The organism is Paenibacillus sp. J22P143, from assembly GCF_059692035.1.
This window is the reverse complement of sequence record NZ_JCAUAQ010000009.1, coordinates 1-14,108: the sequence shown is the minus strand read 5'-3', so window position 1 is coordinate 14,108 and position 14,108 is coordinate 1. Positions and strand designations below refer to the sequence as shown.

Below are 14,108 nucleotides of genomic sequence, written 5' to 3'. Positions count from 1 at the left end.
GAATGTACGCAACGTTACACTCCCCCCATTCTCCTTACCTTTACTGAATTATTTTGTTAGCGATAGCTGCGAGGTCGACAATATCAATAATGTTGTCATTGTTCATATCTGCGCGTTTAATCTGATTCCAATTCGGACTCGAAGAAGTGATACCATAGTTCGCCGCTACAACGCCCAGATCACCGATACTCACTTTGCCGTCGTTGTTCACATCACCAGGGATGCCAACTGGTACCGGCGTTACTTGGATGCTGATCGACGAGGCGTCCGCTTTCGTCTCGGTTCCATTGCCATCGCCGAGTGTTGCATCCGCTACCGAGATCGTCCCCGATGCCGCTTGCGTCACGTTCTTCGCCTTGAAGACGATTTCAGCGAATTCTGCCGTTCCTGTAACAGCATTACCAGCGCCTTGACTTGCAATGATAAGGCGCAGCGTGCCTGCTTGATCCTTAGACTCGACCATGCTTATGCCGTCTTTCGTAGACTTCGCCGAGACGAATTCCATGACGTTCGCATCATAGTTTAGCTTGATGTCCTGACCGTAAACGCTCTGTGTCACGTTTTTCAATCCGAAACGAAGGGTGAATTCGCTGCCTGCGAGAACGGAGTTCGCACCGCTGATCGTAGTTCCAGGAGCCAGTGGAACGACAGATTCTACGGTTACTTTACTTACTGCCGTAAAATTCCCTTCTGCCGTTGTGACGGTAATGTCTGCGCTGCCTGCTTTGATAGCCGTTACAACCGCTTTGCCGTTTCCGCTATCTACCACTTTAGCAACGGTTTCGTCGCTGCTCGACCAAGTTGCGTTCTTATTCGTCGCATTATTCGGCTGTACTGTGGCGACAAGTTCCGCAATCTCGCCTGCTTTCAAGGCAAGCGTCGTCTTATCAAGCTGAACGCCAGATACAGACACTATCGTATTTGCCTGATACACTTCGAACTCGTATAACGAGTAGCCATAAGTACTCGACCGTTGAACACCCTGCATTTTCACATAACGGGCACTCTCTGTAGGGAAATTGATGACTGACGTTCCGCCGAGCCCCGCACTCGTCGTGTAGACATCCTTCCACGTTTGCGCATCATTTGAAACCTGGATTTTATACCCTTTGGCGTATGCAGCTTCCCATTTCAAGATCACCTTGTTGATGTCATAGTTTTTGCCGAGATCCACATAAATCCATTCGTTATCAGTGTAATTGGATGCCCAGCGAGAGCTTGACGACTCAACTTCGTCAAACGCCAGGTTTGCCGATAAATAAGAGACTTCTGTCGAAGAAGCCACTGCCGGCTGGCGTGCAGCTATGTTAATCGTCCACTGAGGAGAACCTGCGGCAACCGCGATTTCTTTGTCGGACAGCACCCGGTCTACAATCCTCAAATCATCCAATGCGCCTTTGAACGCCTGCGTTGCACTGCCCACAACAGCTGCTGGGAGCATCGTCGTATCCGTAAGTTTATCTTTCAACTCACCGTCTATATACAACGACGTTCCCTTTAAATCTCCTTTTAATGCGACATGCACCCAACGTCCTGTCGGAATCGCCGAATTGAAGCTGTAGTCAAAGCCTTCCCGAGAGAAGCCAACTTTGCCCGTTTCCTTTTGCTTCAATTTGATTGCACCGTCTGCGGATTCAAGCAGAATCGCTTCCGGCTGCGAGTTGTCGGTCATATTGACCCACGCCGATACCGTCCATGGAAACCCTTTCGTTATCAAGCCGCTTGTTATGCGGTCGCTTGGATTACTAAATACAACAGCCTTGCCTGTCTTGCCGTTCGCCCATTTAACTCCGCTCAAAGTACCGTTATAAGCGTTGCCGGAAGTATCACCAGCCGTTAGGCCGCTGCCTTCGTCAAACGGATAGCTGAGCACCTTTTCGGTTTGCGTTGTGACTTTATGAAGCAAATTCGTATTAGGCGCTTCGCCGATCACACTGCTAATCTGACGGAATTGGGTGTAAGTCGTGTCACTTGACTGGCCCCTCCACATTTTCTCCGCTAACGTCGGCAGCGCGTCTTTCACACGATCATGCACATCTGGGGCGCTAACTTTTTTACCTAACAAATCGTTCCATACTGCGAACATGCCGCCTAGCAATTTCGGATTGTCCGCGCTTAATTTCAAAGTACTACTGAAATAAGTAGGTTCCCAGTTTCCATACAGCCACTGGGTGTTCAAATAGTCGTAGTAATACCCCGCTTTCGGTACGATATACAGCAAGCCGTCCGTCGTGTTAATTATTTTATGGCCTGCGTTCACCGCATCAATCGGATTTTGCCAGCTGTTGTTCCAACCGTTCAGCGTAATATCGCTGTCCACCGGCGTCGTGCCCGGGAAGAACGACAAGCTGCCCCACGCTCTTGCGGTCTTGCCTTTGCTTTTGAAAAGGGCATTCAACGTGTTTAAATACTGGCGGTATGCCTCAACCGTGCTTTTATCATTCCGGTCAAACTCATCCGCACCGATATGGATTTCCTTCGCATCAAACCAATTGCCGTCCAAATATTCGCTCCAGACGTCTTTGACGAACTCAACCGCTTCCGGGCGGGTAATGTCCAGATGGTCAAGCGGCAAGTTGTCTTTCACCAAGTCGGGTCTGACTTTCGTAAAGGCTAGAGCATGACTCGGCGTGTCAAGCTCTGGCGTGATCGTCAAGCCCCGGTCTTTGGCCAGATCCTGCAGCTCGCGGAATTCCTGCTTCGTGTAGTGTCCGTCTTTGGCCGTGAGTTCAGGGTACTTGGTACTTTCCAACCGGAACGCCGAGTATTTGTTCCATTGTCCCTGCCTGTCGCCTGTAGCAAATTCGTTATCGCTCAAATGAAGTTGAAAGTCATTCATTTTGTAGTACGACATGAATTTCACGTAGTCTTTCAAAAAATCCATCGTAAAAAACTTACGGCCCACATCAAGCATGAACCCGCGATCTTTATACTTCGGAAAATCTTTGGCCTTTCCTTTGACAAGGCTAGCCTTAGCCGTGTCCTGCTGCAAGATTTGCAGCGCCGTTCTGGTTCCGTAGAACACGCCGGTGATCGTGTTGGCATGGATGTTGACAACATCGCCAACTTCGAAAAAATAACCCTCTTCGCCAATCGAAGTGTCTTTTTGCTGGTCCAAGGTAAGGAAGAAATCGCCAGGAACCGGAGAATTTGCTTGCACGATAGAAACATCGCGACCTGTAATTGCCTTCAAGTCTTCTTTAAAAACAGATGCGGTTCTCGCTAAATCGCTTGAAGGCGGAATGACAATCCGTGATTGGCTTCCTAATGTAAAAGTGCCCGTATCCCCTGTCCATTCCTGTAAACTTGGAATGACTTTCGGTTTCGAATTCGTGCTTGTTTCGGCAGCAAGGGCCGGCTGGAACGGCAGAGAAACCAATAGCAAAGTGGCCAAACAGATACCGCTGATCATTTTTCTCATTTCTTTCACCTCATTGATTTGGTGTAAGTCAGAATACAAAGGTTTCATAATGATACAAATTGTATCATTATGAACAGACGTGTGTTCTTCTCTTCCGTTTATAAATCCTGATCAGGTCGCTGACCTTAAGTATAGAATGTGTATATCGCACAGATGCTGATATACACATTCTATCTGTCTTCTGTTTCTCTATCGCTTGTGACTACGTGTATGCACGTTGTGTTATTCGAGAATTTTTGTTGCTACTGCTGCAAGGTCACTAATGTCTACTTTGTTATCATGGTTAACATCCGCTTTGTTATACTGATTCCAATTTGGGTCTGCAGAAGTTTTTCCATAAGCCGAAGCTACAATAGCTAAGTCGCCAATAGATATTTTGCCATCTTCGTTAATGTCGCCAGGAATAGAGTTGTCCACAACAGTAATTTGTACGCTGTTGGAACTACCGGACACTACTGTTTCCACACCTTCGCCGTTAGCAATCTTAATGTTAGACAACGTGAATACTGCTGCCTGCGGCTGAGAGATTAATTTGGCTTTCCAGTGCAGTTTCAGCAGATCTCCGCTCGCATTGGAGGCATTTACGCTCGTGCTTGCCAGAATAAGCCGGATTTGATCTGGCTTTTCCGTTTTATTAACAATGACTAATCCCTCTTTAAGCGATTCTGCTGAAACATATTCCAACAGATCCGAATTATAAGCAAAGGTTAAGTCCTGTGCATATACATTTTGCACGTTATTCAGCCCGTATTGAACGGTAAAAGCAGCTCCCGCAGCGATAGAATCGCTTCCGGTTAAGGTGCTTTCGACCTGGGTTGAGGCGATCTTTGTTACCGTAACATCAACAGACGCCTGCTTGCCTCTAAATTCAGTCATAATTGTTGTATGACCCGAACTAAGCGCATGAATGGTACCCGTGGCGTCAATGGAAGCAACCTCCGGACTGCTGCTATTGTACATTACGACATCGGTAATTGGCGTGACATCGCCATTGCCGTATTTCGCATATACAATCGCTTGGACCGTATCGCCAACCTTCAACTCGTTCGGTATATGAGTCAATTCGATCGTTTGAAGAGGATTCTGCGGCTTAGGCGCAGGTACGTTATAAACCGCAAACTCCCTAATAGAAGGGCCGCCCGTTGCACTCGTAATGTTAAGCCTAACTTTACTTGCAGTCACTAGAGCAAAGGAATCAATCTCAGTAAATAAAGGCTTTTTATCGGAAGTATAGGCATCAACCCAATTAGTACCGTCCCAGTATTGAATTTTATACCCTGTTATGGCATTACCAAAATTCTTGTCTTCTTTAAAAACGATTTGATTGAATGTGGTTTTAGATCCAAAATCCACTTCCAAAGTCGCACTGCTTGTTCCTCCATTTGTCGCCCACCTTGTTTGTGTAGAGCCATCCACCGCTTTCGAAGGGCTAAATCTCGGATCATTCTGCCAATAATTACTAGCCGTTACTGTTTTATTTAATGCTAGATTCGTTGGCGGCTTAATATTTTGATAGCTGGTTTCAATACCAGCATTATTCATGATCGTTTGGGCTGCAGCTGGCCAGTTTCCATTTGTAACAAATGTTGTATTTGTTATCGTATTTGTACTATCACCTCTATCTTGTACAGCAGTAGTATCGCTAAAGTTGTCTTTCACCGTATTGTATTTGGAATACTGATCACAGCAAGATTGTATCAACAGATAAGTAGGCGTACTGTGAACGACGTTTGCTTCATAAGTAAAATATTTTGTTCCACCATCTAAATACATGGCAGCAAAATTTTGTCCATTGTCATGTAAATAATTATTTTTGACAATAGACCCATTTCCAATGCCAGAACCTTGCGCCCCATGTGTATAGACATTCCCACCATCGACAGTTTCTCTTCCTGATTCGTATGCTGTCGTATTCATAACATTGTAAACTAAATTATTCGTAATCTCATTCTGTTTAGCAATTGAATCCGTTGTGTAGCCTCCGGCTCCACCCGCGTCCGCTTTTGACCATCCCCACCCCATTGAAATTCCACTATAAGCCGTATTCGCAACTTCATTGTGATCAATTTTTGTTGTCTGCGTATAACCCACAAATATGCCTAGACCATCCCAGAATTCAGTTCCAGTGTCACTAATATAGTTGTTTTTTATTGTATGTCCTAAATTAATATATCGATTATCCGTTGGGTGATGATCCTTTACCGTAACATCACCAATTTGAAGGCCATTACCCGAAATATCTGAAAAGCTATTTCCAATAATGTTATTATTCTGGCTTCCAACCTCGAAGCCGACACCTGCTCCCCCAAGATGTTGAAATACATTACGTTCCAATCGGACATTTTTCGCAGTTACAAAAGAGATGTTAGCCGGCGTTTTTGTAAAATCAGATCCCGTTAAATCTACCGTTGTTTTATTACCCGTATAAGTAAATCCAGCTTGCATTCCGGCATAGCCCTCGTTCGTACTCGGACGCATCCATGTCGCATAGGAGAAAGTTAATCCATAAAATTGAATATTGTGGATCGGATTATCCAATGTTCCTGTTACAGCAACTAAAGTTTCTACTGTTGGTGCAATAACCTCCGAATTGTTGATTGGTTCACCGTTCCTCGGAATATAATACAGATATCCTGCTGCGTGGTCCAAATACCATTCTCCAGGAGTATCGAGTAGCTCATAAGCGTTCTCAATATAAGATGGAACATTGTTCATGACCGGTGACCATCCAGATCCCGCAGCGCCAGTGATATTGGCATTTTTAAAACAAGGCTGTTTCATCGTAACACTCCTGCCTGAAATCGTAGAAATATCACAACGTGAGTGTCTCCAACTTGACGTATCTACAACTTCAATATCCGAAATATTTCTCCAACTCGCCATATTGGCATAGGTTCCTGAAGACGGCAATGTATATCCAGTTGCGGTTTTGACAAATCCCGAAGGGAGCACATCGCCCCTTGCTCTTGTTGCCCGTTGACCATTGACATATAATTGACGCGTCTCTAGCGCAGTGCCCACATTAACACGATAAATATTTTTAGTGCTCTCAAATAACGCCCAGCCTGTAAGCCCAGTTCCACCGCTGATGACTGGCTTGGCACCATTGTCTGCTTTATAAATGATGTTAAAACCATTCGTGCCTGAGTCGTGTGTAGTCGTGTTTTCAGTTAAAGTAAAAGACGATGTTAAATTGTACGTTCCGTCCAGTAGAATAACCTCGATGTCTCCTGTCATATTGGAACTTACAGTGCGGACCTTATCTCGTGCACCTGTTAACGAACATGGAGAAGCAAACGTACAACTATTTCCGCTTCCTGTAGGTGATGCATAAAACGAATTTTGGGATGCGGCATGTGATACGTTCGGCTGAATAAGAACGCTTACAATTAGAGTAAGACATAAAGAAAGAACCCGACTAGACAGTCTAGCCTTACTTGATATAACACTTTCCAAGAGCATCTGTAATACCTCCTGCTTTACATGATTTTCAATGAGAAACAAATGTTTGTTACTTTTACTAACTTAATGGTAAAGAGTCTTTGCCACTGCACTAGAAACAGAACCAACACTCACCTCCCCTCACTTAGATCGCTTTACGAGAGAATTTCATTAAAAAAGTGCCAGTGTGTTCATCGATAAGATAAAACATCCTGGCACTTTTACGAAGAGCATTTTTCAATTATTTTTACTTTTTCTCCAAATACTTTGTCTCTAAGCTAGCTTTAAGATCATTAGTTACTTTCATAATATCGTTTTGGAACGTCTCTACATTGTCTTTCGTCACGACAACAATACCGCCGTCGACCGCGTATGCATCTTTTTTGGGTGACCATCCGTCAGCCATTTCTTTGAGCAACAGCATAGACAAGTAACCTGCACCGAATGAATTCTGTGCAATGGTTGCATCCATCGCGCCCTCTTTGATGGCTTTAACCACAATCGGATCCGTGTCAATTCCAATAGAATGGATAGTACGTTTGCCGCCTTTACCTTTGTAATCCGCCATAACCTGGGCAATTGCAACCGTAGGGGTAAATCCAGTAGCAATAATACCGTCTACTTTATCGATATTGGCAGCAATAGCGCTGTCAACCTTCTGAACGGCTTCTTCTGTACTTTTCATGCCGGATATCTCTTGAATAATTTTTACATCAGGGTGTTTCTTTACAACTTCTTCTATACCCTGTTTCCGTAAAATCGTATTCGAGTCTTCCAACACTTCAAGCACGTTAATAATGTTCCCTTTGCCGCCCATCAAAGTGATCAGTTTTTCTGTAGCGACCATTGCTGCCGCTTTCGCGTCTGTTCCAACAAAGAATGATGCTGTCGTAGGTTGAACTGTAGATGCACCGAAGTTGACAAACTTCACGCCGCGTTTTGTTAATTCTTCAAACAATCCGTTTGCTCCACTACCGTCGGATGGATAAATGGAGAAATATTTGATGCCTTTGGCTGCTAAAGCTTGCACATTGTCGGTTTCACTTGGCTGCTTCCAGTCGGGTCCGATTTGTTTCTCGACCTTAATGCCGTAATCTTTCTCAAAAGCTTCAACGCCTTTTTTCACTTCTTCAAAATACGGATGAGGAGCGGACGCATACCAACCTAATTTGTAATCTGCTTTCTTTGCAGCCGCCTCTGTTGCAGCCGCTTTCGTTGTTGATGCTGCATTATCTACAGTCTTAGATGTACTGCAACCAGCTAGAATTGTACCAGTAAGTGATAAAACCATAAGTGAAACAAGACCCTTTTTCATTTTGTTTTTCCCCCTTCGACTATTGAAACCCTTTTCATTTATATGTAAATTGGAAGTGAACTTGCCAACTCCCATATCAACATCATGCATATGTTAAGCTAAAAATTGACCAATCCTGCCGCTTAACTCCTCATACGAATAAGGCCTATCATTAATATCATTCAATTCACCTACGATTTGAAACTCTCTAAATACCAGTATTCTTCTTGCAAGTGTACACAATTCAGGCAAGTCAGATGAAATGACGATAATCGATTTCTTCTCAACCTTCGCTAAATTCCATATCAACTCATGGATATATTCCTTGGCTCCAACATCTACGCCAACGGATGGCTCATCGATAATTAATATATCGCAGCCTGCGGCAAGCCATTTCGCAATACTTACTTTCTGCTGATTGCCTCCACTCAGGCCACCAACAATATCGTCTGAACCGGTCACTTTGATATTAAGTACTTTTATCATCTGCTGTGCTACGGATTCTTCCGTTTTCAAATTAATTTTTCGGATCATCGGTTGAACAATATTACTCCAGATCGTTATACCAATATTTGTTCGGACGCTTTCCTCCAGGATTAGTCCCTCTTCCTTTCGGTTCTCGGATACATATCCCAAACGATACTTGTATAAACTATCCGCCATGCTTTTAATGGATGCCTTCTTGCCGTTAATGAACACCTCGCCAGCGTCCATCTTATCTTCACCGATCAGAATCTTCGCTAATTCTGTTCTTCCAGATCCTACAAGACCATAGAAGCCCAATATCTCACCCTCGTGTAAATCGAGATTGATATTGTTGAATCGCCCTGCTTGCGTTACATTCTTCACCTCAAGAACTTTATTGCTCTGATTAATATCGAGCTGCCCCAAATAATGATCTTTGGTTTCTCGACCAATCATCATTTTCACAATATCTTGTTTGGTTAAATCTCTACGATCCTTAGTACCCACATACTTTCCATCACGTAAGACAGATACTTTATCGCTGAGCGATAAAACTTCCTCAAGTTTATGTGATACGAATATCAGCACAACACCTTGTTGCCTTAACTTCGTCACAAGTGTAAATAGTTTTAAGGCTTCATGCTTCGTTAATGAGGAAGTTGGTTCATCGAGCAGCAAAACCTTTGCATTGGAAGATATCGCTTTGGCGATTTGAACGAGTTGTTTCTGGGCTGCACTCAAACCGGAGATAATGGTTGTTGGATCCATATCCAAACCGACCATCTTTAAATATTTGGCTGCTTCCGCATTAATCTGTTTCCAATTGACAATCCCTGCATGTGCAAATTTACTAATTTTATCTATAAAAATGTTTTCCGCTATACTGTATTGGGGAATCACTTGTATTTCTTGGTTAACAATACTTATTTCGTTTTCTAAAGCATCACGAAAACTTGTAAATTGTACTTTCTTGCCGTTTAAGAAAACCTCGCCTTCGTCAGGCTGATATAACCCACAGATAATTTTGATAAGCGTACTTTTCCCTGCTCCATTCTCCCCTAATAGCGCGTGAACTTCACCGGGATTGAACGTAATCGAAACATTGTCGAGTGCCTTAACACCTGGAAAATGTTTACTAACACCCCTTAATTCCAGCATGTAAACCCTCCTCACTTATCACTTTCGTAGTGAACTATATTTGTGTCGTAAACTTTCTGCCATAACCGCAAGCATGATAATAGCCCCAAGGAAGGTTTGTTCATAATAGACATTGGCACCAAGCATAATTAAGCCATTATTAATCAGCGCGATCATTAACGAACTTGCAAATAGACCTATTGCGCTTATGGCACCACCATTTAGAGCAGTCCCGCCGATAACAGCCACAGCGAATGAGATAATCATCCAATCCGTTCCAGTTGCCGGTGTAGCCGACCCCATTCTTGAGATCCATAACACGCCAGCTAGAGCAGCAAATACACCTGACAACACATTGCCTAACACAATAATTTTATCTGTTTTAATTCCGGAATAGCGTGCAGCTACTAAATTCCCGCCAGTTGCAAGAATTTGCCTGCCAATTACGGTGTACTTAAATACATACCACAACACGATTAATGTCACGATCATAAGCCAGAATAGATAAGGCAATCCAAGAAAGCCTTCCCTGCCTATAAAAGTAAACCCCTTCGAAATTTTCGTGTATGGATATCCTTTAGATATACCAAAAACAAGACCCGTATAAATGAATGAAGTCGCCAACGTGACTACAAAGGAATTTAACTTCAATCGAACAATTACAAAACCATTGATAAATCCAGCTACAGCTCCAACGATTAACGCTAACAGGACAGCTACCCAACCAGGTAATCCCAACGTATGCATCGCATAACCTGCAGTAACGACGGAAAGTCCTCCAATAGCTCCCAAAGATAAGTTCATACCACCAATGACCAGTACGATGGCTTGACCTAATGCAACGAATAAAAACAAAGAGGACGTTCTAAAGACGTTAAACAAGTTATAAGAAGATAAAAAACTGGAAGATCCAAGCGAAAATACGATAAATAGAATTAATGTTGCCACGATCACACTTGTATCACTTCGTTTAAAAATGGATAATAATACCCCTTTTTTTGGATAACTTGATTTGGTGTCATCTCCAATGATTACGTTTGCATTGCTTTTCATCCGTATTCCCTCCAGTTGTTCTTTCGCTGCACCATCAAATAATTCGATATACCCAACCATGTTTCATGTACGATATATAAATAGAATATCGCGTCTACGGATAATTAGTAATAGAAATTCGTACTGTAATAGTCTAACATTGTACTGACTTTTGTGGAGGGGGCTGCTTCAAGCAAATATTGCTTGTGAGTCAGCCCCATTTGTTTTACCAAAGAACGTTTTCTTTTTATTTTACGAAATTGAAAAGAGGCTGCCCCTCGCCATTTTCATGGCTTTGGGACAACCTCTTCCCTATCTACTGTCTATTATTGCAGGATCAAAATGGCGACTCCCGCTAAATCAATAATATCGATCTTGCCGTCATGATTGAAGTCGGCAAATTTAGCCTTATTCCAATCCTCGCTGGCCGACGTCTTTCCATAATTCGCGGCTACAATTGCCAAGTCTCCAATACTTACATGACCATCACCATTCAGATCTCCTGGAACGAAGGTGATAATCAGTTGATTAAAGGCTTGCAATGCCTGGTTTAACGTATTAGCTGCGTTATCGATCTGCTGCTGGGTAGCCGCAGGATCCGAGTTGGTTGTTTTAGCTGCGTTAATAGCAGACAACAACACCGCTTTGGAACCTGCCGGATATTGACCGGCTAGAGAACCCTCTACCGCTGTATCGTATTTGGACTGCGCTGTGTCAATGACCGCTTGTAAAGATGTACGATCAACAGGGGTAACCGATACCAATAATGAAGTCAATGCGGCTCCTGTCTCTTGACCCAAGGCATTGGAAAGGGCAGCACCGGTCAGGTTCAAGTTGACTTGCGCCACCTGTGTGAGCGACTTCGCTTTCCAATTGATCTTGAATACATCTCCACTTGTCGTTAACGCTCCCATTGCCCCTTGAGCCGCTGCTATAATTCGAATTTGTCCTGCCACGTCAGTCTTGATCTCAAGGTCTGCGAATCCGGGCTTCAACGGTTCCACCGAGACAAAATCAATGCCATTTGTTCCAAAGTTTAACGTGATATCCGCTGCATAAACCGAGGAATTAACTCTGTTTGCCAGATTGCCAAAGCCTACATTCGTGCTGAATAATGCTCCACCCTGAACCGAGGCTGGACCCGTTAGCGTTGCAAAAGGCAACGTTGGCACAGGCGGTGTTTGTCCATTTATCGCTATCGTCGCGGAACCTTGTACACCGCTGCCGTCCGCAGCTGTTGCAACCACTTTCACTGTCCCATCTTTGACAGCCGTAACTAATCCAGTGGCATCAATCGTCGCTTTATCCGTTGCCGTGACACCATCAACCTCGTAGACGCTCCATGTTACACTGCTGTTTGTTGCATTGGCAGGCAGAACAGCAGCCTGCATTTGCAGTGTGTCATTCTTGCTAGTGATGGCATTCACACCATTTGCACCGCTTACAGAGATCCATGCAACAGCATTCATCACTTGCTGCACTTGAGCTCGAGTCAACGCACCACTGTATACGCGGACATCGTCCAGCAATCCATTGTAAGGTTCAGAATTGTTTTCTGCGGCTCCTAACTCAAATAGTTTCGATGACTGTTTAAGCGCTCCGGTGTTGGTTGTGTCTTGGGCTACTAAATTACCGTCGATATAGATCTTCATACCTGTTACATTATCGTAGGAAGCTGCATAATGATGCCAGTTGTTATCGTAGTAGCCAGGTTTCCATGTAAACGTAAGCGGAACATAACTTGATGAAGTGTTTGGCCAAAATACAGCACGGCCATTACCTGCGGCATCAAGCTGCAATCCAGTGAAACGTCCATCATGACGAATTAGGTCAGCTTTTGTACCGGATGAGGCCTGAGAAGTTTTGAACCAGAACATTTGGGTCTCACCGCTCGCCGCCGTTGAATTCAAAGTAGACGAATTGCTGAACTCGACCCGTTGAGTGTTTGTAGCAGTACCATTAAATGAAAGCGCTCCACCGAACTTGCCCGTGGTCCAAGTCGGGCTGTTGGCTGTCATCGTTCCTGTGTTGCCGTTTCCAGTTAAATCAGTTACGGTTGTACCAGAACCTTCGTCGAGCTTCCACCAGGCGGCAAGTGCCACTAAAGGCGTTGTTTGCCCGCTTATCGTTATTGTAAAACTAAGATTTTTTGGTTGCTCAACAAGTCCTGCTTGATCGGTTGAACGAACCATAACCATGTACTGGCCATTCTCTACGAAAGTAACAGGCGCTGTATACGCCACCCATGTATTCCCGTTATCCAGACTGTACTCCGTCTTCTTCACACCAGACAGATTATCATAGACACTTGCTGTAACCGTGGCAGGAGTGATGTATTCGCCATTTGGTCCGTTCGGCCCGGCTGGTGACAGAGTCACTGTTGAGACTGGCGCTGTTTTGTCGATTTTAACCGTTGCCGTCTTTTGGGCTTCTGTGGTACCCGCGTCCTCTACGCTCCAATATTTAATTGTATGAACGCCTTCCGTTGTCAGCACGATCGAAGTTCCAGTTTGCTGGGCTCCACCGTCTACGATGTAATTTGTCGTCACAACGCCAGATCCGCCACCCGTTGCGGTTAGGTTTACCGTGGTGTTTTGATTGACCCAGCCACTTGGCGCATTGTCCGTTGTCGTTAATCCTGTAGATGTACCGAGACCGCTTCGATACACGTTAATTTCTGCTGCTGATGCAAATCCGCCTGCTCCGCTAGTTGCCTCCAACTTCACATAAGCTGCGTTTACGGGTGTAAATGTAGCGATTTTGAGAGCTGAACTGTTTGCCCAGCTTCCGCTCGTTACTTTCGTGTAATTCACGCCATCTGTGCTCGTATACACGTTATAACCCGTAATGATTCCATTCGAACCACCTGCTTGCCTTGGCAAGTAATTGACTTGACTAACTTTATAGCTGCCTCCTAAATTTAGCGTGATCGACTGTGGCAATGGATTAGATAAATCCCATTTCGTATGCCATATGGTGGACGTGTTATCGTCAATAGCATTTGGCGCTGCATCACTGGCTTGAGCGCTCGTTGCGGTTGCCGACATTTGCGAATGTGGAATTAACACCGGCAAGTCAAAGTAAACATTGAATTCCGCTGCCGATGCAAATCCGCCGACCCCCGCTGTTGCCTCAAGCTTCACATAGGAAGCATTTGTAGGCGGAATCGTAACGTCTTTCTCTGTCGCATCATTCGCCCAGTTTCCGGTTGAAACTTTCGTAAAGTTAACGCCATCATTACTTACATAAACATTGTAAGCCGTAATTCTGCCGTTGCTTTGTCCATCCTGTCTTGGCAAATACTTCAGATTCGTCACA

Annotated in this window: 6 protein-coding genes; all 6 read right to left on the bottom strand. The window is 44.3% G+C overall.

Annotated features, from left to right (window positions below):
• Window positions 1-40: 40 nt before the first annotated feature.
• On the bottom strand, window positions 41-3,421 hold the full coding sequence (locus AC58PQ_RS15110) for a family 20 glycosylhydrolase (protein WP_497242801.1): 3,381 nt from the start codon (window positions 3,419-3,421) through the stop codon (window positions 41-43).
• Between the two features lie 222 nt (window positions 3,422-3,643).
• Window positions 3,644-6,883, bottom strand: coding sequence for a galactose-binding domain-containing protein (locus AC58PQ_RS15105; RefSeq protein WP_497242799.1), 3,240 nt, complete (start codon window positions 6,881-6,883; stop codon window positions 3,644-3,646).
• Window positions 6,884-7,109: 226 nt separating this feature from the next.
• Window positions 7,110-8,177: a sugar ABC transporter substrate-binding protein gene (locus AC58PQ_RS15100; RefSeq protein ID WP_497242796.1), complete on the bottom strand. Its 1,068-nt coding sequence runs from the start codon at window positions 8,175-8,177 to the stop codon at window positions 7,110-7,112.
• Between the two features lie 93 nt (window positions 8,178-8,270).
• On the bottom strand, window positions 8,271-9,779 hold the full coding sequence (locus AC58PQ_RS15095) for a sugar ABC transporter ATP-binding protein (RefSeq protein WP_497242794.1): 1,509 nt from the start codon (window positions 9,777-9,779) through the stop codon (window positions 8,271-8,273).
• 18 nt (window positions 9,780-9,797) lie between these two features.
• Window positions 9,798-10,811 carry an ABC transporter permease gene (locus AC58PQ_RS15090; protein WP_497242792.1) on the bottom strand — a complete coding sequence of 338 codons (1,014 nt, stop codon included), beginning with the start codon at window positions 10,809-10,811 and terminating at the stop codon, window positions 9,798-9,800.
• Between the two features lie 305 nt (window positions 10,812-11,116).
• On the bottom strand, window positions 11,117-14,108 hold a 2,992-nt coding region (locus AC58PQ_RS15085; RefSeq protein WP_497242790.1), incomplete at its 5' end, for a discoidin domain-containing protein.